Source organism: Phytohabitans houttuyneae (assembly GCF_011764425.1).
Taxonomy (GTDB): Bacteria; Actinomycetota; Actinomycetes; order Mycobacteriales; family Micromonosporaceae; genus Phytohabitans; species Phytohabitans houttuyneae.
Genome location: NZ_BLPF01000003.1, coordinates 1,572,747 through 1,593,997, shown reverse-complemented (window position 1 = coordinate 1,593,997; position 21,251 = coordinate 1,572,747). Strand labels below are relative to the sequence as shown.

Below are 21,251 nucleotides of genomic sequence, written 5' to 3'. Positions count from 1 at the left end.
CCGCCGCCAAGGTCGTCTATGGTGGCCGCAATGGCCAGTGCTTCTTCGGTGGAGGACCTCCGTCCCGGCGACCACGCGTGTCTGACGTACTCGGACGCCGAGGAGCGGTTGGACATCGTGGCCGCGTTCGTGCGCGACGGCATCGGCGCCGGCCAGAAGGTCGTCTGCTTCACCGACCAGAGCGGCCCGCCCGACCTCGCCGGCGAGCTCGCCGAGCGGGACGTCAAGCCGACCGACGGCGGTCAGCTCACGATCCGCGACAACGACGCGGCGTGGCTGTCCGGCGGGCAGGTCTCGGCCGCCAACATGATCGAGATGCTGAGCGTCGAGCTGGAGGCGGCACACCGCGACGGGTACGCGGGGCTGCGGGTCACCGCCGACATGTGCTGGGCCACTCGCCCGGTCGCGGCCGTCGACGAGCTGCTGGTCTTCGAGACGCGCGTAGCCGACCTGTTCGCCGAGGGCCGGCTGATCGCGGTGTGCCAGTACGACCGGCAGCGCTTCGACCACGTGACGCTCGCGTTCGCGGCGAAGGCGCACGCCCGCGCGGTCGCCGCCGCCGTCTACCACGAGGACCCGCTGCTGCGCATCTGCCGCCAGCACGCGCCGCCCGGCATCCGGCTCGCCGGCGAGATCGACTACCGGCGCGTGCCCGAGCTCAACCACGCCCTCGCGGAGGCGCTGCGGCTGGGCGGCGACATCCACGTCAACCTGGCACACCTGACGTTCATGGACGCGGCCGCGGCCGCCGCGATCGGCCAGGCCGCGCTCAGCCTCCAGCCCGGCCGCGCGATGGCGATCGTGTGCGGGCGGGCCGTCCGCAAGGTGCTGGACCTGGTCGGTGCGACCGACCAGCCGGCGGTGCGGGTAAGGCTGGCTCATGGCCGCCCGTGAGCCCGGAGCCTCACCGCCGGACGGCGCGGGCCCGACGTCCCCGCCGAACGGCAAGGTGGCGCTGGACCAGCCTTTCGACGCCGACGCCCTGTACGCGCTGCGCGCCGCCGTCGCCGCCCACGCCGCCGACCTCGGTGCCGGCGAGGAGCAGGTCGAGGAGCTGGTGGTCGTCGCGAACGAGCTGGCCAGCAACGCGGTCCGCCACGGCGGCGGCAGCGGCCGGCTCCGCCTCTGGCGCGCCGGCGACCTCATCCACTGCGAGGTCAGCGACACGGGGCCGGGCATGGCCGACAGCAAGCTGGGGTTCGAGCCGGTGCCGCTGACCGCGTACGGCGGCCGTGGCATGTGGGTCGTCCGCCAGATGTCCCAGCACGTCGACGTCCGTACCGGCCCGGACGGCGCGACCGTCAACGCGGCGTTCCTCGTACGCCCGTAGCGAGCGGACCTGACCCTCGCCCGCGGGCGGCCATACGATGCGGGCATGCCGCTGACCGCCGCGTACGACGCGCACGCCGACTGGTACGAGGACTACGTCTCCGGCCGGGCCGCGCCCTACACCCGGCGCAGCGGCGAGCTCCTCGCCTCGCTGCTCGGCCCCGGCGCGGGTGCGTGCCTCGACCTGTGCTGCGGTACCGGCGTGCGCGCCGGAACCCTGCGCGCGCTGGGCTGGACGCCGCTCGGCGTCGACCTGTCCCGCGGCCAGCTCCGCCACGCCGCCGCCCGCCTGCCGGTCGCCGCCGGCGACGCCGCCGCGCTGCCGGTCGCCACCGCGTCGCTGCCCGCGGTCGCCTGCTCGCTGGCGCACACCGACCTGCCCGACTACGCCGCCGTGCTGCGCGAGGTCGCGCGGGTGCTGCGGCCGGGCGGGCGGTTCGCGCACGTGGGGGTGCATCCGTGCTTCGTGGGCGCGTTCGCCGACTGGAGTGACCGCCCGCGGGTCTTCGTCGACGAGCGGTACGCCGACCGCTCGTACACGACGCAGGCGTGGGACCCGACCGGGGTGCGCGCGCGGGTCGGCGCCTGGCACGTGCCGCTCGCCGACCTGCTCAACGGCCTCGCGGACGCGGGGCTGCGGCTGGTGCGGGCGATGGAGAGCGGGCCCGGCGGGGTGGCCGACGTGCTCGGGCTGCTGGCGGTCAAGCCGGTCTGACGCCGGGGCTGGCGGTAACGGGCGGGGCGCTGATGTGCTCGGGCTGCTGGCGGTCAAGCCCGGCTGACACGGGGGATGCGCGGGTGCGTGTCCGGCGCGGGTTTGGTCAGACGAGGGCGGGCACTCGGGCCGGCGCGGACGCGCGGGTCGTGTGGAGGGTGCGCAGCACGCGGGTGCGTTCGTCCACATCGGAGACCGTCACCAGCAGGCAGCCCGGCCGGCTCATCACGCCGGCCGTGACGCCCAGCAGGCGCGCGGCGCGGACCAGGACGGCGGCCATCTCCTGGTCGCCCAGGCGGATGCCGAGGAAGTCGGCGCGCAGCCGTCGCCCGCCGGCCAGCAGCGCCGCGCGCCAGGCGGCGCGGGCCAGGATGCCGCGCTGGGCGTTGCGCGGCGACGAGGAGCCGATCGGGTCGGTGCCGAGCAGGGCCCGCCGCCCCTGCCGCCACGCGCCCGCCAGCAGGCGGCTCGCGTCCTCGCGCTGTGCGGGCGGCACGACCACGCCGTGCACCTGGTACCGCCGGCGACCGCCGCCCATCGTCACCTCGTGGATGGCCGCGAAGCCGAGGTCGCCGAGGAGCGTGGAGAGGCGGACCGCCGCCTCCTCGTGGTCGAACTCGGCGAGCGTGGGCAGGACCATCGGCGCCGCGGAACGCCACTCCGGGCGGCGGCGGCCGGGCACGCGGCTCACGTCGGTGCACTGGATGAGCGACGTGGCCTCGAATGCGGCGGGGAGCACGTCGGTGGGGACGACCGTTTCTGGTGTGAGTCTTGCCGGGCGTACCGGATCGTCGATCATCCTCAGTCCCCTTCCCCGCGGTTCCGCAATCACGGTCGCTGATCCGCCCGTTCGGCCGGTACACCGGCGGGGAGGACTTGAGGGAAACTTGCGCGGACCGGACCGAGTGCATTGAGGACCGCACTGTCGAGAGGGCCGTGCTGGGTGGAGGGACGCGGGGTGACCTCCCAGACAAGACCTCTGCGGCGTCGCCGTTTGGCGCGCCGCAGCGTGTTGTCCGGTTTGTCGGCGATGGCCGTGGTCGCGGTCACCGGCTGTATGGGCGGCGCTCCGGAGCGGCGTCGCATCCGCATCGCGACCGGCAGCCGCACGGCGGTCTATTTCGCGGTCGGCACCGCGTTGGCCGCCATCATCGAGCAGGAGCTGCCGGAGACCGACGCCGAGGCGATGGTGACCGCGGCGTCGGCGGAAAACGTCCAGCTCATCGTCGACAACGAGGCGGAGATCGGTTTCACGCAGTCCGACATCCTCGTCGCCGGCGCCACACCCGACCCGCGGATCGCCGCGCTCGCCCGCGTCTACGACGACCTGCTGCACCTCGTCGTGCGCAACGACGGCCCGATCAAGTCGCTCGACCACCTGCGCGGCCGGAAGGTGTCGGTGGGCGCCCGGGGCTCCGGCACCGGCGTGACGGTGCGCCGGCTGCTCGAGGTCGCCGGGCTGAGCGGCACCCAGCTCCTGACGCCGGTGGAGCTCAACCTCGACGACTCGCTCAAGGCGCTGAGCACCGGCGAGATCGACGCGTTCTTCTTCTCCGGCGGCCTTCCCGTCTCCGGCATCAAGCAGCTCGCCGGCAAGCGGATCGTCGACCTGTCCCGGTGGGTGACGAAGATGCGCGAGAAGTACAGCGACGTGTACGTGGTGCGTGACGTGCCCGCCTCCGCCTACCAGCTCGACCCGGTCGCCACGATCGCCGTGCCCAACTTCCTCGTCGTGCCGCGGGACATGGCCGACGACCTCGCGTTCGACCTGGCGCGGATGCTGCTGGAGCGGCGCGACGTGCTGGCGCAGGCCCACCCGGCCGCGGAAAACCTCGACATCCGCTCGGCGGTGGCCACGCTCCCGGTGCCGCTGCACCCCGGCGCCGCGGAGTACTTCAAGTCCGTGAAACCCTAGCTTCCACCCCGGGAAAACGCCCCGCTGCGCTCCACGTTTGCTCCGCGCCGCTCGGGCGGTGCGGCGACCGGCGGCGGGGGAGCGGGGGCGGGGCCGGCGGGAAACCACATCCGCGCCTCCAGCCCGTGCGGCTCGGCCGACCCCAGCGTGAAGCGGCCGCCGGACGCCTCCACCAGCACCATCACGATCGGCAGGCCGAGGCCGGCGCCCTCGACGTTCTGCGCGTCCGGCGCCCGCCAGAAGCGTTCCGTGGCAAGGCGGCACTGCTCGTCGGTCATGCCGCAGCCGTTGTCCCGCACGGTCACCGCCACGCCGTCCTCGCGGGCGGCGACCTCGATCTCGACCCGCCCGCCGGTCGGCGTGAACTTCAACGCGTTGTCCACCAAGGCGTCCAGCGACTGGTCGAGCGCGGTGGCCACGTGCCGCGCGTACAACGGCTCGTCCGGAACCAGGGTGACCAGGTCGATGCCGCGACGTTCGGTCATCGGGCGCCACGCCAGCCATCGGTTGAGCGCGACCTCGACCGCGTCGACGACCTCGAAGTGCTTCTGCCCCCGCTCGGCGCGGGCGAGCGCGAGCAGGCCGTCGAGCACACCGGCCAGGCGGTCGGTCTCGGCGAGCGCGATCTCGTGGTCGGCGCGGGCCACGTCGTCGTCGACGAGCTTGGTGCCGAGGTCCTCGACGCGCAGCCGCAGCACGGTGAGCGGGTTGCGCAGCTGGTGGCTGGCGTGCGCGACGAACGACTGCTGCCGCTCGAGCGCCTCGGCGAGCGCGTCGGCCATCTCGTTGAAGCTGGCGGACATCCGGCGCAACTCGGGCGGACCGTGCTCGGGCTGCACCCGCGCGCCGCTGTCACCGGCCGTGATCTCGTGCGCGACCGCGTCGAGGCGGGTCACCGGCCGCAACACCCAGCCGGCCATGCGCAGCGCGGTGACCACGCAGGCGGCGACCGCGAGCAGGCCGAGAAGGCCGAGCTCCAACCAGGACGAGATCACCACGCGCCGGTTGCGGCTGGTGGGCGAGATCGTGACGACGGTACCGAGGACGGCGCCACCGTCGTTGACCGGCACCGCCACGATCAGTGGCTGCTCGTGCCACGGCCACAGCGTCGTCGGCGTGCCCACCTGGCGGCCGGCGAGCGCGCCGCGGATCACCGGGTGCAGCTGGTCGTCGGCCGGCAGCGGCCCGCCGAAGACGCTCTTGACCTGTGCGTCCTGGTCGAGCAGGACAGAGGCGATGCCGTACAGGTCGTAGTAGCGCCGCAGCTCGGCCTTGACCGTGTCCAGCTCGTTGCCGCGCAGGGCGGGCGCCGCGAGCGCGGCGAAGCGGGTCGCGTCGGCGAGGCGGTCGGCCAGCACGCGCTGCGTCTCGCGGTTGGTCAGGGACACCGCGAGCGGCACCTCGAGTGCGAGCAGCACCATGCAGAGCAGCAGCACATAGGTACTCACCAGTCGTCGGCGCACGGCACCCCTGCCCCGCTAGTCGGTGCGCAGACGGTAGCCCACGCCGCGGACGGTCTGCACCAGGTTGGGCTCGTCGAGCTTGGCGCGCAACGACGCCACATGCACCTCGAGCGTGTGACGGCCGGACCAGGTGGTCTGCCAGACGTCGAGCAGGATCCGCTCGCGGGTGACGGCGACGCCGGGCTGGCGGGCCAGCGAGGCGAGGATGTCGAACTCCTTGCGGGTCAGGCTCACCGGACGCCCGTGCAGCTCGACGGTGCGGGCGGCGTGGTCGATCTTCAGCCCGCCGACCTCGACCGCCTCGCGGGGCGGCACGTGGCGGGCCGCGCGGCGCAGCAGCGCCTCGATCCGCGCCTGGAGCTCGGCCATGGAGAACGGCTTGACCACGTAGTCGTCGGCGCCCACCCGCAGCCCGGTGACCCGGTCGCGCTCCTCGCCCCGCGCGGTGACCGCGATGATGCCGAGGTGCTCGTTGCGCGCGCGCAGCGTGCGGCACACGTCGACGCCGTCGCCGTCGGGCAGGTTGAGGTCGAGCAGCACGAGGTCGCACGGCGCCGCGGCCAGCGCGGCGGTCGCCGTGGCCGCGTGCTCGACCTCGTAGCCGCGCCGCTGCAGCATCGACGTCATCACGGCGGTGACCCGCCGGTCATCCTCCACGAGCAGTATCCGCATCGGCTTCCGCCCATCGCCCGTCATGCTGTGAACCTCGTCAACCTCCCTCACTGTGAGGGTGCCGCGCACGCTCCGCGCCATCCAGGTCGATAGAGGTCCAACCCCAACGGGCCGGAATGTAGCCCATGGATGTTTCTGGAAGGTGTGCACCGCCCTGAGCCCTGGCCGCCAACCTAGTCCACCGCGGCGGCGCGTTCCGGGCCCCGGCGGTAACGGGAAGATAACGCGAGCGACGGCGAGTGAGCATCGCAGGGAGCGCTAGCGACCGAGGAGCGGAGCGAGCCCAAAGCGAGCCCGATGGAACCGTGGCGGCACTTCCGCGGTCATGGTCGCATCGGATACAGTGCAGCCGACTAGCCGGGCGATCCACCATCCTGGATGGATGTGATGTCGAGTGCCCCGCTTGCCTGTCATCTTTCTCGCTGTCCTGGTCACCGGGATCGTCGTACCCGCCGCCCCCGCGTCCGCCGAGGTCACCTTCACCAGCACGGTCGTCAACCACAGCACCGCCACCTGCGCCGAGGTGCCCGGCGGTGCCACGACCAGCGCGCTCCAGCTCGCCCAGGCGGCCTGCGGCGCCGGCGCGCGCCAGACATTCACGTTCACACCCGCGGCCGGGGTCGCCGCCACGTACACGATCCGCACGCTGACCGCCGGTAGCTGCGTCGACGTGAGCGGCGCCTCCACCGCCGACAACGCCGCGATCATCCAGTACGCCTGCCACAGCAACAACAACCAGCGCTTCCGGCTGACGCAGACGTCCGGCGCGTTCCAGCTGATCGCCGTGCACTCCAACAAGTGCGTCGCCCCGGCGTCCGACAACCGGCTCGTCCAACTGCCGTGCAACACGACCGCGGCACGGCTGTGGCGGCTCGCCGGCTACACCAACGGGGGTACCGGGACGCGCACCTTCACCAACCCGATCAAGATGCGTGGTCCGGATCCGTGGTTGACGTACTACAGCGGTTTCTACTATCTGGCGACGACGACGTGGAACAACACGATCACGATGCGCCGCTCCCGGACCCTGGGCGGCCTGGCGAGTGCGCAGGAGACGGTGTTGTTCACGTTGACCCGGCCGAATGGTGCCGGGACGATGTGGGCGCCGGAGTTTCATCTGTTGAACGGTCCGAGTGGTCAGCGGTGGTACTTCTACTACACGGCCGGTCAGGAACCCTTCAACCTCGGCACACAGCGGATCCATGTGTTGGAGAGTGCGGGGTTGGATCCGATGGGGCCGTATACGTTCAAGGCGGACCTGTTGGACCCGGTCTCGGACAACACGTGGGAGCTGGACCCGGGGATCCTGCAGCTGAACGGCAATCTCTACCTGTTGGGGACGTTCTACAACGGGTCGCAGCCGATGTTCATCCGGCCGTTGAGTAATCCGTGGACGGCGTCCGGCACCCGCAGGATTTTGACGACGCCGACGTTGTCGTGGGAGACGGTTGGTGGTGCGGTGGCCGAGGGTGGTGAGGTGTTGCAGCGTGGTGGGCGGACGTTCATCGTGTACTCGGCGTCGCACTGTTCGACGCCGGATTACAAGTTGGGGATGTTGGAGTACACCGGTGGTGATCCGCTCAGTAGTTCGTCGTGGCGGAAGTTCCCGAACCCGGTGTTCCAGCGCAGCAACGCCGCTGGGGTGTATGGGCCGGGGCACAACGGGCTTTTCACGTCGCCGGATGGGACTGAGGACTGGATCGTGTACCACGCGAACAGTTCGGCTGGTGGTGGGTGTGACATGAACCGGTCGACGCGGGCGCAGAAGTTCACCTGGAACGCGGACGGTACGCCGAACTTCGGCACTCCGGTGTCGTTGGGTGCCCAGTTGGCGGTGCCGTCCGGCGAACCGGCTTCCTGACGGGCTGGCCGCCGGGGAGCCCGACCCTCAAGCTCCCCGGCCGCCGGTCAGCGCTCGAACTCCTGCCGCACGACGCCACCGGCCACCGCGCACCACGTCGCGAGGTCGACCCGCCCGGTCGGCGCGAGGCCGTGCAGGCGCTGGACCGCGCGGACCGCGTCGCGGGTGGCGGTGTCGAACGCCCCGGTCAGCTCCACCGGGTACCCCTTCGACAGCAGGATGCTCTGCAGCCCGAGCACCGCGTCGCCGGTCGACCGGCCGTCCAGCGCCGGCACCAGCACGTCCCACGTCCCGCCGAGCACCTCACCCAACCCGGCCGCCGGCATCCCGTTGCGCACCTGGAAGTCGTTGACGGCGGCCACCGTCCCCGCGTCGAACGTGCCCGTCGCCTGCACCGCGTACCCGTGTGTCCGCAGTAGATACTGGACGAGCCGCACGACCGGCCCGGTGCTCGGTGAGAGCACGTTCGGCCAGGTGCGCGCCGGGGTCGCCGACGGCCGCTGGCCCAGCGCGCGGGCCACGTCCCGCCGCACGTTCGGGAAGAGCTTGTAGAACTCGATGCCCGGGCACTGCGTCTCGCGGAAGTCCCAGTGGCCGAAGAGGACGTGCGCGCCCAACCCGTACCGCCGGCAGACCTCCACGCACAGCGACGTGAGCCCGGCGAGCATCGACCGCGGCGGCGCCTCCTCGACGTAGATGCCCTCGTTTTCGATGCCGATCGCGCGACCGTTCTCACCCGGCGAGTGCGCGCCGACGACCTGCTGGGTGCCGCCGCGCAGTGCGGCGAGGCTGCCGGCCCGCCCTTCCAGCACGAAGCCGCCGCGGCTGACCGTGAAGTGCTGGCCGCTGTCGAGCCAGCCGTTGCCGTCCATGTGCAGGTTCTGGATGTCGCGGGCGAGCCAGATCGCCTGGTTGACCGAGTAGTCGGTGCTGTTCGGGTACGCCGTGTGGTGGATGACGACCTTCTGCGTCGTACCGGTGTTGAGCGTCGGCGTACCGGACGGGGCGCGGGCCGCCCACGACGTGCCGGTGATGATCTGGTCGATGAACGGCTGCGCCGGCCGCCTGTCCGCTGTGGACGGTGCCGCCGCCGCGACGCCCGGGAGCGCGAGGCCCCCGACCGCGGCCGCGCCGGCGCCGCTCTTGATGAGGGTACGGCGGTCGAGGGTCATGGCTCACTCCTGGTGGTTTCTGCCGACAAAGTGGACCGCGCGTGAAAGATATTGCCAGCGGTCGACACGCCGGGTCAATCGCCACGTCCGAATCCCGCCAGCAACGCGGCCCGCGAGGGGGCAGATTGGAGTCATGTCCACTGTGTTCGCGACCCTCGAAACGCCCGTCGGAGCCCTTCTACTGGCAGCCTCGGACGGCGCGCTGACCACCGTCCGCTTCGGCCGGCCGGACCCCTCGTGGCGGCCCGGCGCGCTGCCCGACGCGAGCGACCAGCTGCGCGCGTACCTCGCCGGCGAGCGGCACGCGTTCGACCTGCCGGTGCGCACCGTCGGGACGCCGTTCCAGGAGCGGGTGTGGGCGGCGCTTTCCGGCATCCCGTACGGGCACACGCTCACGTACGGCGCGCTGGCCGAGCGGGTCGGCGCACCCCGCGACCGCATTCGCGCCGTGGCGGCCGCGGTCGGCGCGAACCCGCTGCTCGTCGTCCGCCCGTGCCACCGGGTGATGGGCGCGGACGGTTCGCTCACCGGGTACGCGGGCGGCCTGCCCGCCAAGCGCCACCTGCTCACGCTCGAAGGCGCGCTCCAGGCCGCCCTCTTCTGAGCCTTGTGCGACAAGGCCGGGGTGGCACGTTCCGGGGATATCACCGGACAGGCGCTTTCCTAGCGTGAAGGCCATGACGGACTTCCATGTCCCGCCCGAGTCCGGCCACGAGCCCACGGCCGGTACCCCCGGCGACCGCGTCCTCGACCACTACCGCAACCGGCGCGGCCCGGCGGACCGGCTCTCCTACGACCTCGCCGGCGGCGGCCACTTCGAGCTCGTCAAGGCCGAGATCGACGCCGCCGGCCCGGCGGAGAACCCCAACCGCTGCTGACCGCCACCCCCACCCCGCCCGGGTCCGGCGGCGCCCGGGCGCGGTGGGGAGGATGTACGGATGCGGTACGGGGTGCTCGGCGCGACACAGGTGCGCGGCGCCGGTGGGGTCGAGGTTCCCGCCGGTGGCCCGCGGGCCCGCGCGCTGCTCGTGCTGCTCCTGCTCGACGCCGGGCGGATCGTGCCCGCCGAGCGGCTGATCGACGGCCTCTACGGCGACAACCCGCCCGCCGGCGCGGCGAACGCACTCCAGTCGCAGGTGTCGCGGCTGCGCCAGGCGCTCGGGGAGTACGCGCCGATCGAGCACCACACCGCCGGCTACCGGCTCGCGGTCGAGCCCGACGACGTCGACGTGCACCGCTTCACGCGGCTGGCCGCCGAGGGGCAGCGGGCGCTCGTCGCCGGCGACCTGGCCGGTGCGGCCGCGGCGCTGCGGGAGGGCCTGGGCCTGTGGCGGGGGCCGGCGCTGGCCGACGCGCCGTACGCGGCCGGTCGCGCGTCCCGCCTCGACGAGCTGCGGCTCGGCGCCGTCGAAGACCGGGTCGAGGCGGAGCTGGGGCTCGGGGCGTCCTCCGGCCAGCTGGTCGCCGAGCTGCGCGACGTCGTGGCGGCCCACCCGCTGCGGGAGCGCCCGCGGGCGCTGCTGATGCGCGCCCTGTACGCGGCGGGGCGGCCGGGCGAGGCGCTGGCCGCCTACGAGGACGCGCGCCACGTCTTCGCCGAGGAGCTGGGCACCGACCCGTCGCCGGAGATGGCCGCGCTGCACGTGGCCATCCTGCGCGACGAGGTGGCGCGGCCGGCCGGGTTTGTGGGGCGCGACCAGGTGGCGCGGCTGCCGGGTCAGCTGACCAGCTTCGTGGGGCGCGAGGAGGAGCTGCGCCGGGTGGGCAAGCTGCTCGGGGAGGCGCGGCTGGTGACGCTGCACGGGCCGGGCGGCGCGGGCAAGACGCGGCTCGCGGTCGAGGCGGCGGGGGCGCAGGACGGCGAGGTGTGCTTCGTCGAGCTCGCCGCGCTGCGGCCCCCGAGGCTGCCCGACGGCGCCGAGCACCCTGTTCACCCCGCGAGCGAGGCCGGCCCCGACGACGACGTGGCCCTCGCCGTGCTCGGCGCGCTCGGCCTGCGCGAGGCCGGCCTGCGCGGCTCGGCCGACCCGCGGGACGCGACCGAGCGGCTTGTCGCGGCGCTCGCCGACCGCCGGCTGCTCGTCGTGCTCGACAACTGCGAACACGTCATCGCCGAGGCGGCCCAGCTGGCCGCGCGCATCCTCGCCGCCGCGCCGGGCGTGCGGGTGCTGGCCACCAGCCGCGAGCCGCTGGGCATCACCGGCGAGGCGCTCTGCCCGGTCCTCGGGCTGGCCGTCCCGCCCGACGAGGCGCCGCGGGACGCCGGCACGTACCCGGCCGTGCGCCTGTTCGCCGACCGGGCGGCCGACGCCGTGCCCGGGTTCGCCGTCGACGACTCCACTGTGGAGGATGTGCTGCGCGTCGTCCGTACCCTCGACGGGTTGCCACTCGCGATCGAGCTGGCCGCGGCGCGCCTGCGGGCGCTGCCCGTCGCGGACCTCGCGGTCCGCCTCGACGACCGCTTCCGCCTGCTCAGCCGCGGCAGCCGCGCGGCGCAGCCCCGCCACCAGACCCTCCGCGCGGTGGTCGAGTGGAGCTGGGACCTGCTCGACGAGGCGGAGCGGGCGCTCGCCCGCCGGCTCACCGTCTTCTCCGGCGGCGCCACATTGGACGCCGCGGAGCGGGTGTGCGGCGCCGACCTCGACGTGCTGGCCAGCCTGGTGGACAAGTCGCTGGTGGTGGCCGCCGGTGGGCGGTACCGGATGCTGGAGACCGTGCGCGCCTTCTGCGCCGAGCGGCTCGCGGAGGCCGGGGAGGTCGCCGGCGTGCGGGCGAGGCACACCGCCTACTTCCTGGAGCTGGCCCGCGAGGCCGACCCGCACCTGCGCCGCGCCGAGCAGCTGGAGTGGCTGCGCCGCCTGGACGCCGAGCGGGACAACCTGCGTACCGCGCTGGCCCGGTCGGTCGACGACGACCCCATCACCGCGCTGCGGCTGCTCTCCGCGCTCTCGTTCTACTGGTGGATGCGCGGCCTGCGCACCGAGGGCGCGGTGCTCGCGGCGCGGTTGCTGGCCGCGGTGGGCGAGCAGCCGGAGGGCATGGCCGAGGAGTACGCGATCTGCGCGATCACCGCCCACCTCGGCGGCGCCGCCGACGTGCCGCTGCGCCCGTGGGCGACCGAGCACATCATCCCCGCGCTGGGCAGACCGCCGCGGCAGCCATTTCTGCTGTACCTCTCGGCGATGGCCACCGGCCCGCCCGACGAGGGCCCGCTCACCATGCCGGAGATGGTGCGGCGGTGGGGTCCGATCTTCGGCGACGACCCGTGGATCCACGCGTTGGGCGCGATCGGCTCGGGCCTCATGCAGCTGTTCCGGCAGCGGGTGGACGAGGCCGCGCGGGAGATCGAGGGCGCGCTGGCCGGCTTCCGGGCGATCGGCGAGCGGTGGGGCATGATGCTGGCGCTCGCGGCGACGGCCGAGTTCGCGGACGGGCGCGGCGACCACGCGGCCGCCGCGGCGCCGATGGACGAGGCACTGCGCCTGGCCGAGGAGCTGGGCTCCACAGTGGACATGGCCGACCTGCTGCGCACCCGCGGCGACGGGCGGGTCGCGGCCGGCGAGCTGGAGCGGGCGCGCGCCGACTACGAGCGTTCGGCGACGCTGGCCCGGCGCTCCGGCGCCACCGAGATGGTCGCCGCCGCCCACCTGGGGCTCGCCGAGGTGGCGCGCCGCGGCGGCGACCTGGCCACGGCGCGGCGGTGGTGCGCGCAGGCACTGGCGGAGTGCCCGACCGGATGGTTCAGCGCGGACGCGACCCGCTTCGGCCTGCTGGTGGCCCAGGGCCGGATCGCACAGGCCGAGGGGGACGAGGCGGCGGCCCGAGACTGGTACCGCCGGGCGCTCGCCGCGACCACCGGCGTCCGCGCGATGCCGGTGGCGGTCGACGCGATCGAGGGACTTGTCGCGCTCTCCCCGCCGGATGAGGCGTCGGTGCTGCTCGGCGCCGCGGCGGCGGTGCAGGCGCTTCCGCACGACGAGACCCGCGCCCGCGCCCCGTCGGTGCCGGCCTTCGACCGCGCCGCGGCCTTGTCCCGCGACGAGGCTTTGGCGCTGCTGGCCGGTCACCCGTCGTAGAGCGGGCCTTCCTCGGGGTGGCTTGGCGCTCCGACTCCGCGCGGGGCGCCGCATCGCCATGATCACGCGGGTTCGGGGGCGCCGTCGGCGCGCCGGCCCGGCCACCGCCGGCGGCGCGCTGACCGGGCGGTCAGCGGGCGGTGCGTGGGCGGTCAGCGGCCGGCGGGACGGTGGCCGGCATGACGACGACGACTCCCGCGGTGGTGGCGGAGGACCTGCGCAAGCGGTACGGCGCGACCGCCGCCCTCGACGGCTTCGACCTCACGGTGCCGGCCGGCACCGTGTGCGGCATCCTCGGCCCGAACGGCGCGGGCAAGACCACCGCGGTGCGGGTCCTCTCCACGCTGGTGCGCCTCGACAGCGGCCGGGCGTGGGTGGCCGGCCACGACGTGGCCCGCGAGCCCAGCCGGGTGCGCGGCGCGATCGGCCTCACCGGGCAGTACGCGGCCGTGGACGACATCCTCTCCGGCCGCCAGAACCTGGTCCTCTTCGGCCGCCTGCACCACCTGCGACCGCGCGCGGCCAAGCGGCGGGCGGACGAGCTGCTGGAGCGGTTCGGGCTGGTGGAGGCGGCGGACAAGTCGGCCAAGGACTTCTCGGGCGGCATGCGGCGGCGCCTCGACCTCGCGGCCAGCCTCATCCGCACCCCGCAGGTGCTCTTCCTCGACGAGCCCACCACCGGCCTCGACCCGCGCAGCCGCAACCAGCTGTGGGACGCGGTGCGCGAGCTGGTCGGGGGTGGGACGACGGTGCTGCTCACGACCCAGTACCTGGAGGAGGCCGACCAGCTCGCCGACCGCATCTCGGTGGTCGACCACGGGCGCGTGGTGGCCGAGGGGACGTCCGACGAGCTCAAGCGGAAGATCGGCGCGGACCGCATCGAGGTGGTCGTGCGGGACGCGGCGGACCTGGGGGAGGCGGCCCGGCTCGTCGGCCAGGCCACCGCCGCGCCGCCGCAGGTGGACGATGATGTACGCACGGTGAGCGCACCGGTCGCGGACCGCGTCGCCGCCCTCGCCGAGGTGATGCGGGTGCTCCAGGCCGCGCGGATCACCGTGGAGGACATCGGCGTGCGCCGGCCCACGCTCGACGAGGCGTTCCTGCAGATCACCGGCCACCCGGCGGGGCAGGAGGTGTCGCGGTGAGCGCGCTGCGGTGGGGGATCGCGGACGGGTGGACGATGACCCGCCGCAACATGGCGCACGTCGTGCGCGCCCCGGAGGAGATCGTCATCTACTTCAGCCTGCCGATCATGTTCGTACTCGTCTTCGGGTACGTCTTCGGCAGCGGCATGTCCGTCCCCGACGGCGGCGGCTACCGGGAGTACCTGCTGCCCGGCGTGTTCGTCATGACCATGCTGTACGGCCTCGGCGCGACCGCCACCGGCATCGCCGTCGACGTCAGCCGCGGCGTCGTCGACCGCTTCCGCTCGATCGACATGGCCCGCTCCGCGCTGCTGGTCGGCCGCAGCGGCGCCGACCTGCTCCGCGCGCTGCTGGAGATGACGACGCTCGTCGTGTGCGGCCTGCTGGTCGGCTGGCAGTGGCGCAACGGCGTGGTCGACGCGCTCGCCGCGGTCGGGCTGATCCTGCTGCTGCGGCTCGCGCTGACCTGGGTCGGCATCTTCCTCGGCCTGGTCGTCCCCAACCCGGACACCGTCTCGGTGATCGTGTTTCCGCTCGCGTTCCCGCTGACCGCGCTCTCGAACGTCTACGTCGCTCCCGAGCTGATGCCCGACTGGCTCGGGACGGTCGCCTCCTGGAACCCGCTCTCCGCGACGGTGGCGGCCAGCCGCGAGCTGTTCGGCAACCCGGGCACCGGCGGCGACTCGTGGGTCGCGCAGCACGCCCTGCTGCTGGCGTTCGTGTGGCCGGCGCTGCTGATCGCGATCTTCGCCCCGCTGGCGGTGCGGCGCTACCAGCGCCTGAGCCGCTGAACCCACCCCTCGGCGACGCGGCCGGACCGTCCCGCGGTCCGGCCGCCTACTATACCCCCCTAGGGTAAATCTGGCGGGTAGGATGGGCGGTCGGGAGAGGATGACATGGACGAGACCGCACACGCACACCACGGATACATCCACCAGAAGGACGACTACCTCAAGCGCCTGCGCCGCATCGAGGGTCAGGCGCGCGGCCTGCAGCGCATGGTCGAGGAGGAGAAGTACTGCATCGACATCCTGACCCAGGTGTCGGCGATGACGAAGGCACTCCAGTCGGTCGCGCTCGGCCTGCTCGAAGAGCACCTCAGCCACTGCGTGGCGCAGGCGGCGCAGGCCGGTGGCGCGGAGGCCGACGAGAAGATCCGTGAGGCGTCCGACGCCATCGCGCGGCTCGTCCGCTCGTAAATTCGGAGGCGCCGCCCGGCCGGCGGCGGCAGGCTGAGTGGATGTCCACGTTCGAGGAGCTGGTCGAGGAAGGGGCGTCCGCGCCCGTCGAGGGCTGGGACTTCTCGTGGTTCGCCGGGCGGGCGACCGAGGAGCGGCCGCCCTGGGGGTACGCGCGGCTGGTCGGGCGGCGCATGGCCGAGGTGGAGGCCGGCCTCGACGTGCAGACCGGCGGCGGCGAGGTGCTCGCCACCATCCCCACGCCGCCACCCCGCCTGGCCGCCACCGAGTCGTGGCCGCCCAACGTGGCGGTGGCCCGCCGCAACCTCGCGCCGCTGGGCGCGACGGTGCACGAGGTGGCCGACGAGGCGGACCTGCCGTTTCCCGACGGCTCGTTCGACCTGGTGGTGAGCCGCCACCCCACGATGACCCGGTGGGACGAGATCGCGCGGGTGCTGCGGCCCGGCGGCACGTACCTGTCGCAGCAGATCGGCAACGGCACCATGCGCGAGCTCACCGTGGCGATGATGGGCCCCGTGCCGGCCGGCACCGCACGCGACACGGGCCGCGCCGTCGCCGCCGCCGAAGCCGCCGGGCTGCGCGTGGTCGACCTGCGGGAGGTGGCGCTGCGGGCGGAGTTCTTCGACGTCGGCGCGGTCGTGCACTTCCTGCGCAAGGTGATCTGGACGGTGCCGGGCTTCACCGTCGACGCCTACCGCGACCAGCTGCGCGCGGTGCACGAGCGGATCCAGGCGGAGGGACGGTTTCTGGCGTGGAGCCGCAGGTTTCTGATCGAAGCGGTCAAACCCGACGATCCAGCCGGGGCGCCGAGGCCAGCGTCCTGACCGCCGCCACCGTCGCGTAGCCGCGCCACTCGAGGGCCGCCGCCGGCGAACCCGCCGCGAAGTCGACCCGCCACCCGCCGTCGTCCTGCTGGCCGTCCGCGAGGCGGGCGAGGTCGGCGGCGATCAGGTCCGCCGGCATCGTGTCGCGCAGCGGGCCGGGGTGCGGCGCGAGGTCCAGGGGGCGCATCGACTCGCCCTCGATCCCGCCGGCCACGGGCAGCACGCCGGACTCCGGCAGGAAGCCGACCAGGCGGCGCAGCTCGGCCGCCGCGCCGGGCCACGCGCCGTGCGCCGCGTCCAGGAAGAGCAGCATGTACCGGTACTCCAGGGCGTGCCCCACCTCGGTCAGCGCGGCGATCCGCTCCTGGCAGTACGCCGTGGCCCGGGCCAGCCACGGATGCTCGCGCACCGCCGGGTCGACGGCGGCGACCCAGTGCGCGGACGCGGCGACCGCGCACGTCATGTGCGGTGACGACGCGGTGGTGTCGGCGTCGGTCCAGACCCACGAGGAGCCGGCCGGCACGGTGAGGGGGAGCGCGAACGGCAGTCCGCCGTCACTGAAGGTGACCGTGTCGAGCCAGTCGCAGAGCGGGCCGCCGAAGCCGCCGCCCGTCCCCGCCTCGGCGAGCGCCTCGAACGCGTGCAGCGCACCGGCCGGCTGGCTCTCCGGCGAGCGCAGGTCCGGCTCGACGGACCAGCCGAAGCCGCCGTCCGCGTTGCGGTAGCCGGCCAGCGCGGCGAGGACACCCGCGCCGTCGCCCCGCCCGGTCACCAGGTCGAACCGGCGCCGGTCGATGAGCCGCGCGGTACCGGCCAGAAACTCCTCGGCCCTTCTCAGATAGGTCTCCACGGGCCCATCGTGGCCGCCGCGTACCGGTCGCGTCTTGAATAAAAGAGACAAGCGCGAACTATCGCACACCGGACACGTCGTATCACCGGGACGCGCGGGCCGCTCATGTCTGCGTGATGCCAAAATCGATCCCGTCCAATCAGCACCGTCCAGGGGCGCGTCGTGGACTTGCCGGTCGGCCGTTCGCGAGAATGGGGCCGGCGATCCGGGGGACGGGATGGACCCATTGGCCGAGGCGGATGCGCGCGATCTCGTGGAGCGGGTGCGGGGTGGCGACAATGACGCGTGGACGGCGCTGACCGACCGTTACGTCAGCCTCCTCTGGTCCGTGGCCCGCGGCATGCGGCTCAGCGAGGCCGACGCCGCCGACGCGGTGCAGACCACGTGGCTGCGGCTGGTCGAGGCGCTCGACGGGCTGCGCGACCCGGCGCGGGTCGGCTCCTGGCTGGCCACCACGATGCGGCGCGAGTGCCTGGCGGTGCTGCGGCGCCGCGCGCGGGTGGTGGTCGCGGCCGAGGGGTGGGACCAGCTGGCCGGCGACACCGCCGCGCTGGACGAGGCGCTGCTGCGGCAGGAGCGGGACGCGGCGCTGTGGCGGGCGTTCAAGGGGCTCGGCCCGCGCTGCCAGTCGCTGCTGCGGATGCTCATGGCCGACCCGGCACCGTCGTACGCGGAGGTCTCCGCGGCGCTCGACATGCCGGTCGGCGGCATCGGCCCGACGCGGCGCCGCTGCCTCGACAACCTTCGCAAGATCATGCTGACCGGGGCGCATCCCTTCGAAGCCCCGTCCGCCGGAAGCGTGTGAGGACGGCCGCCATGAACACCACACCCGTCAGCGCCAGCGACCGCGACGACGACGCCCTGATGGCGGCCCTGCGCCGGGTCGCGGCCGAGGTCGATCCGGTGCCGCCCGGCGTCATCGAGGCGGCCCGCGCCGCGATCCTCACCCGCCACCTCGACCACGAGCTAGCCGAGCTGATCGCCGACTCGGCGGACACCGGCTCCGGCCTGCTCTTCGAGGCGGTGCGGGGGCCGGGGGCGGCGGAGAGCCGCCTGCTCACCTTCGACGGCGGCGGCGTGCAGGTCGACGTCGACCTGGAGCCGACCGGGCAGGGGCTGCGGCTGATCGGCCAGTTCACCGGCGCGGTCACCGAGTGCGGCGTGGAGCTCGGCGACGGCGGCGCGGTCGAGATCGACGTGGACGAGCTGGGCCGCTTCGTCGCCGACGGCGTGCCGGCCGGGCCGATCCGGCTCCGCTACCGCTCCGAGATCGGCCAGCTGGTGCGGACCGCGTGGCTCGTGCCGTGACGCGCGCCGAGGGCGCGGCGTGATCGCTCCGCTAGCGGCCCAGGGCGAGAAACGACAGGGCGGTGGCGGTGGCGACCGGGTCGTCGCCGCCGCTGGCGCGGACCGCGAGCAGCGCCTCGGCGAACGACGCACCGGCCCGCAGCCGCTCGTGGAAGGCGACCATCAGCGGCGCGGTGGCGCCGTCGTGCACCGGCACGACGCTGGCCAGGATGCTCGCGGTGCCGAGCGGCACGAGCGCGGTGACCATGCCGAGCAGCTCGTCGACCACCGGGACACCGGACGAGGGCGCGGCGACGTTGCCCGCGGTGACCGTGCCGGCCACGCCGGACTCGCAGCTGGAGAGCACCAGCCGCAGCGGCGCGCGGCGCAGCCGGCCCAGGTCGTGCACCATCAGCGGCCCGTCGTCCAGCGACAGCGCGGAGAAGAGCGGGTTTTCGCTGTGGAACGTGCCGTGCGCGGCCACATGAGCGGTCCACGCCCCGTCCAGCGCGGCCAGCGTCGCCGCGGCCGTGGCGGCGCCCTCGCTGAGCATGACCGCGTCGGGGTAGAGGGCAGCGAGCTGCTTCAGCTCGACCGCGCTGGCGTCCAGGCCCGGCCCGCCGACCAGTGCCACCCGGTGCCGCCGCGGCCCCGGCACGGCGCCGGCGCGCAGCCAGGTGACGGCGGACGGCGCGACCGCGACCGGGGTCCCGCGCAGCGCCGGGAGCAGCGCCCACGGCACCGCGTGCAGCTGCGCCGGCGGCACCACGACCACCGGCCCGTCGCCGGCGAGGTCGCCGGCGGCCGGCCCGAGCAGCGCCCGCTGCAGCGCCGCCCCGGCCCGGTCGAGGCGGTCGAGCGCGCCGCGGGGTGCCCGGCCGTGCGCGAGGCGGCGCAGCATGAACCGGGCCAGCTCCACCTCCCGCTCGGCCTCGGCGACCGGGCCGACGGCGTGCATGCGGACGCGGCGGCCGACGACCGTCGTGGCGTACAGCACGCCGTCGACCGCGGTCAGCTCGGCGAGCCGGTGGCCGCCGAGGCCGTCGAGGATCGCGGCGACGTCGGCACCGGCGAAGCCGCCGCCGGCCGGGTCACCCGCCGCCCGCCGGGTGCGCGCCCGGATCGAGGCTTCGAGCAGGCCGCGCTCGTGGTCGAGGCGCGCGGTCGCCGAGCCCTCGGCGCGGGCGGACTCCAGCCGGCGTACCACCGCGCGCAGCGCGCCGAGCTCGGCGACCAGCTCCGGGTCGTCGGGCGGCAGCGCGGGCGGCACCGCGAGCGCGCTGGCCCGCCACCGCTCGGTCCACCGCAGCAGCATCCGCCCGTCGCCGCGCTTGACGGCGTGGCGCAGCGCGATGGCGACCAGCTCCGTACCGTACGCCGCGGCGTGCGCCCGCAGCTCCGGCGCGCCGAGCGTGCGCTGGTGCTCACCGGCGGCGACGAGCCCGCGGCGGCAGGCGACGAGCACCGCGGCGGTGTCGCCCCGGCTCTGCGCCCGCAACGCCTGGGCCAGCCAGCCGGCCGCGTGCCCGAACGTGGGGCCGCGGTGCCGGAAGCGGGCCGCGCCGGCGAGGTGGCGCTCCGCGTCGTCCGCCCGGCCCAGCCCCGCGGCGAGCCGCCCGGCCAGCAGGTGCGCGGCCGGCGCCTCCTCGGCCCGCAGCGCGTCCAGGCGGTGGGCCAGCTCGACGGCCCGCCGCAGCAGGCGGACGCCGTGCTCGCCCGCCGCGTACCGCGACTGGGTCACCACGAACTCCGCGCGGGCGTGCCACCACCGCCGCCCCTGCCGGCGGAAGAGGTCGCGGGCGGCGGCGGCCCGGGTGGACGCGTCGGCGAAGCGCCCGGCGGCGAGGGCGGCCCGCGCGCCGGCGAGCGTCAGCTCCGCCACCTTCGACGCCCAGCCGGGGCCGATGCGCCGCACCGCGTCGTCGGCCACCATGACCGCCTCGACGGCGAGGCCGGCCGCGAGCAGCACGGCGCACCGGTCGAGGGCGAGGTTCGGGCGCACGGCGCCGAGCGCCGAGTACCTGTCGTCGGCCTCGTCCAGGAAGCCCAGTGCGCGCGGGACGTCGCCGCCCTGCAGGGCGACGTCGGCCCGGTTGTGCACCGCGATCGCCGACTCCAGCTCCTGCCCCTGCGCGGCGAACAGGCGCTCGGCGATGACCAGGTCGCGGTCGGCGCGGGCGGCCTGACCGAGCGCCGCGTACACGAGGAAGCGGTGCGTGCGCGAGCGGGCCTCCCAGATCGGGTCGCCGCCGCGGCGCAGGAGCTCGATGGCGCGGCGCAGGTCGGTGAGCGCGTCGTCGTACCGCCCGACGAGCCGCAGTATGCTGGCCCGGCGCATCAGCACCCGGCCGGCGAGCACCCCGCCCGCGCAGCCCGCGACCGCGGTGTCCAACATGGTCAGACCCTGCGACGTGCGCCCGGCGAAGCCGAGCGTCACACCGAGGGTCGCCCGCACGTCGACCAACCGCTCGGCCGAGCCGGATCGGCCGGCGGCGCGCAAAGCCGCACGAAGCTCGACGACGGCCTCGTCCACCCGGCCGGAGTCACGCAGTACGATCGCCCGCGCCTGATGCGCGAACGACTCCGTCAGCGCGTCCGCCGCCTCGGCGAGCAGCTGGCCGGCGCGGGCGAGCGCGTCCGCCGGACGGGACAGGGTGAGGGCCAGCAGCGCCTCGCCGTGCCGTTCGGCTTCGTTCACCAGAACATCGTAGGAATTCCATGGAAGCGATACGGACACCGGGGA

The 21,251-nt window shown here is 74.4% G+C and carries 20 protein-coding genes; 14 read left to right on the top strand and 6 right to left on the bottom strand.

All coding sequences use genetic code 11. The features are described from left to right. Positions 1-30 precede the first annotated feature (30 nt). The 3 genes from Phou_RS42205 to Phou_RS42195 are packed head-to-tail and all read left to right on the top strand — an operon-like array spanning position 31 to position 2,044. Positions 31-894: an MEDS and STAS domain-containing protein gene (locus tag Phou_RS42205; protein WP_173068634.1), complete on the top strand. Its 864-nt coding sequence runs from the start codon at positions 31-33 to the stop codon at positions 892-894. Then, a complete protein-coding gene (locus Phou_RS42200) occupies positions 881-1,330 on the top strand; it encodes an ATP-binding protein (RefSeq protein ID WP_173068632.1) in 450 nt (149 codons plus the stop codon). Before Phou_RS42205 ends, Phou_RS42200 begins: the two co-directional genes overlap by 14 nt. A gap of 45 nt (positions 1,331-1,375) precedes the next feature. Continuing rightward, positions 1,376-2,044: a class I SAM-dependent methyltransferase gene (locus Phou_RS42195; protein ID WP_173068630.1), complete on the top strand. Its 669-nt coding sequence runs from the start codon at positions 1,376-1,378 to the stop codon at positions 2,042-2,044. 106 nt (positions 2,045-2,150) lie between these two features. Here Phou_RS42195 and Phou_RS42190 read toward each other — a convergent pair whose 3' ends face one another. After that, on the bottom strand, positions 2,151-2,843 hold the full coding sequence (locus Phou_RS42190) for a hypothetical protein (RefSeq protein ID WP_173068628.1): 693 nt from the start codon (positions 2,841-2,843) through the stop codon (positions 2,151-2,153). A 195-nt stretch (positions 2,844-3,038) separates the two neighbouring features. Between Phou_RS42190 and Phou_RS42185 the strand changes: the two genes are divergently transcribed. Then, positions 3,039-3,959, top strand: coding sequence for a TAXI family TRAP transporter solute-binding subunit (locus Phou_RS42185; RefSeq protein ID WP_281365163.1), 921 nt, complete (start codon positions 3,039-3,041; stop codon positions 3,957-3,959). Here Phou_RS42185 and Phou_RS42180 read toward each other — a convergent pair. Both Phou_RS42180 and Phou_RS42175 read right to left on the bottom strand, forming a co-directional pair. Then, entirely contained in the window at positions 3,956-5,422 is a 1,467-nt protein-coding gene (locus tag Phou_RS42180; protein ID WP_173068624.1) for a sensor histidine kinase, read from the bottom strand. The genes Phou_RS42185 and Phou_RS42180 overlap by 4 nt on opposite strands. Before the next feature lie 15 nt (positions 5,423-5,437). After that, positions 5,438-6,094: a response regulator transcription factor gene (locus Phou_RS42175; protein WP_173069179.1), complete on the bottom strand. Its 657-nt coding sequence runs from the start codon at positions 6,092-6,094 to the stop codon at positions 5,438-5,440. Between the two features lie 403 nt (positions 6,095-6,497). On the opposite strand from Phou_RS42175, the gene Phou_RS42170 reads away from it, so the two are divergent. Further along, complete coding sequence (locus tag Phou_RS42170; RefSeq protein ID WP_246274379.1) at positions 6,498-7,955, top strand: family 43 glycosylhydrolase; 1,458 nt, start codon at positions 6,498-6,500, stop codon at positions 7,953-7,955. A 47-nt stretch (positions 7,956-8,002) separates the two neighbouring features. Here Phou_RS42170 and Phou_RS42165 read toward each other — a convergent pair whose 3' ends face one another. After that, the gene (locus Phou_RS42165; protein WP_173068620.1) at positions 8,003-9,127 is read right to left on the bottom strand and encodes a peptidoglycan recognition protein family protein; all 1,125 of its coding nucleotides are present in this window, start codon (positions 9,125-9,127) and stop codon (positions 8,003-8,005) included. Between the two features lie 133 nt (positions 9,128-9,260). Here Phou_RS42165 and Phou_RS42160 point away from each other — a divergent pair, with 133 nt between their 5' ends. The 7 genes from Phou_RS42160 (at position 9,261) to Phou_RS42130 (ending at position 16,371) form a co-directional block, all read left to right on the top strand. Further along, positions 9,261-9,731: a methylated-DNA--[protein]-cysteine S-methyltransferase gene (locus tag Phou_RS42160; RefSeq protein WP_173068618.1), complete on the top strand. Its 471-nt coding sequence runs from the start codon at positions 9,261-9,263 to the stop codon at positions 9,729-9,731. A gap of 73 nt (positions 9,732-9,804) precedes the next feature. Further along, positions 9,805-10,005, top strand: a complete 201-nt coding sequence (locus Phou_RS42155) for a hypothetical protein (RefSeq protein WP_173068616.1) — start codon at positions 9,805-9,807, stop codon at positions 10,003-10,005. 60 nt (positions 10,006-10,065) lie between these two features. Beyond that, complete coding sequence (locus tag Phou_RS42150) at positions 10,066-13,203, top strand: AfsR/SARP family transcriptional regulator (protein ID WP_173068614.1); 3,138 nt, start codon at positions 10,066-10,068, stop codon at positions 13,201-13,203. Between the two features lie 179 nt (positions 13,204-13,382). Further along, on the top strand, positions 13,383-14,348 hold the full coding sequence (locus Phou_RS42145; protein WP_173068612.1) for an ATP-binding cassette domain-containing protein: 966 nt from the start codon (positions 13,383-13,385) through the stop codon (positions 14,346-14,348). A 35-nt stretch (positions 14,349-14,383) separates the two neighbouring features. Beyond that, entirely contained in the window at positions 14,384-15,139 is a 756-nt protein-coding gene (locus Phou_RS42140) for an ABC transporter permease (protein ID WP_173069176.1), read from the top strand. Between the two features lie 105 nt (positions 15,140-15,244). Next, positions 15,245-15,547: a metal-sensitive transcriptional regulator gene (locus tag Phou_RS42135; protein WP_173068610.1), complete on the top strand. Its 303-nt coding sequence runs from the start codon at positions 15,245-15,247 to the stop codon at positions 15,545-15,547. Between the two features lie 41 nt (positions 15,548-15,588). Next, a complete protein-coding gene (locus Phou_RS42130; protein ID WP_173068607.1) occupies positions 15,589-16,371 on the top strand; it encodes a class I SAM-dependent methyltransferase in 783 nt (260 codons plus the stop codon). Here Phou_RS42130 and Phou_RS42125 read toward each other — a convergent pair. Continuing rightward, on the bottom strand, positions 16,328-17,221 hold the full coding sequence (locus Phou_RS42125; protein WP_173068605.1) for a hypothetical protein: 894 nt from the start codon (positions 17,219-17,221) through the stop codon (positions 16,328-16,330). The two genes, Phou_RS42130 and Phou_RS42125, sit on opposite strands and share 44 nt — an antisense overlap. Before the next feature lie 217 nt (positions 17,222-17,438). Between Phou_RS42125 and Phou_RS42120 the strand changes: the two genes are divergently transcribed. Together Phou_RS42120 and Phou_RS42115 are read left to right on the top strand one after the other, a co-directional pair. Further along, positions 17,439-18,026 carry an RNA polymerase sigma factor gene (locus Phou_RS42120; protein ID WP_173068602.1) on the top strand — a complete coding sequence of 196 codons (588 nt, stop codon included), beginning with the start codon at positions 17,439-17,441 and terminating at the stop codon, positions 18,024-18,026. Positions 18,027-18,037: 11 nt separating this feature from the next. Further along, positions 18,038-18,529: a hypothetical protein gene (locus Phou_RS42115; RefSeq protein WP_173068599.1), complete on the top strand. Its 492-nt coding sequence runs from the start codon at positions 18,038-18,040 to the stop codon at positions 18,527-18,529. 31 nt (positions 18,530-18,560) lie between these two features. Here the strand turns inward: Phou_RS42115 and Phou_RS42110 are convergent, their stop codons facing one another. Next, the gene (locus Phou_RS42110) at positions 18,561-21,206 is read right to left on the bottom strand and encodes a CHAT domain-containing protein (RefSeq protein WP_173068596.1); all 2,646 of its coding nucleotides are present in this window, start codon (positions 21,204-21,206) and stop codon (positions 18,561-18,563) included. Positions 21,207-21,251 lie beyond the last annotated feature (45 nt).

Bases quoted from the DNA above. Each gene is read 5' to 3' on its own strand.
- Phou_RS42150 (WP_173068614.1), top strand. From the start codon at position 10,066: ATGCGGTACGGGGTGCTCGGCGCGACACAGGTGCGCGGCGCCGGTGGG.
- Phou_RS42140 (WP_173069176.1), top strand. From the start codon at position 14,384: ATGACCCGCCGCAACATGGCGCACGTCGTGCGCGCCCCGGAGGAGATC.
- Phou_RS42175 (WP_173069179.1), bottom strand. From the start codon at position 6,094: ATGCGGATACTGCTCGTGGAGGATGACCGGCGGGTCACCGCCGTGATG.
- Phou_RS42115 (WP_173068599.1), top strand. From the start codon at position 18,038: ATGAACACCACACCCGTCAGCGCCAGCGACCGCGACGACGACGCCCTG.
- Phou_RS42190 (WP_173068628.1), bottom strand. From the start codon at position 2,843: ATGATCGACGATCCGGTACGCCCGGCAAGACTCACACCAGAAACGGTC.
- Phou_RS42200 (WP_173068632.1), top strand. From the start codon at position 881: ATGGCCGCCCGTGAGCCCGGAGCCTCACCGCCGGACGGCGCGGGCCCG.
- Phou_RS42165 (WP_173068620.1), bottom strand. From the start codon at position 9,127: ATGACCCTCGACCGCCGTACCCTCATCAAGAGCGGCGCCGGCGCGGCC.
- Phou_RS42120 (WP_173068602.1), top strand. From the start codon at position 17,439: ATGGACCCATTGGCCGAGGCGGATGCGCGCGATCTCGTGGAGCGGGTG.
- Phou_RS42145 (WP_173068612.1), top strand. From the start codon at position 13,383: ATGACGACGACGACTCCCGCGGTGGTGGCGGAGGACCTGCGCAAGCGG.
- Phou_RS42205 (WP_173068634.1), top strand. From the start codon at position 31: ATGGCCAGTGCTTCTTCGGTGGAGGACCTCCGTCCCGGCGACCACGCG.
- Phou_RS42160 (WP_173068618.1), top strand. From the start codon at position 9,261: ATGTCCACTGTGTTCGCGACCCTCGAAACGCCCGTCGGAGCCCTTCTA.
- Phou_RS42135 (WP_173068610.1), top strand. From the start codon at position 15,245: ATGGACGAGACCGCACACGCACACCACGGATACATCCACCAGAAGGAC.
- Phou_RS42130 (WP_173068607.1), top strand. From the start codon at position 15,589: ATGTCCACGTTCGAGGAGCTGGTCGAGGAAGGGGCGTCCGCGCCCGTC.
- Phou_RS42155 (WP_173068616.1), top strand. From the start codon at position 9,805: ATGACGGACTTCCATGTCCCGCCCGAGTCCGGCCACGAGCCCACGGCC.
- Phou_RS42195 (WP_173068630.1), top strand. From the start codon at position 1,376: ATGCCGCTGACCGCCGCGTACGACGCGCACGCCGACTGGTACGAGGAC.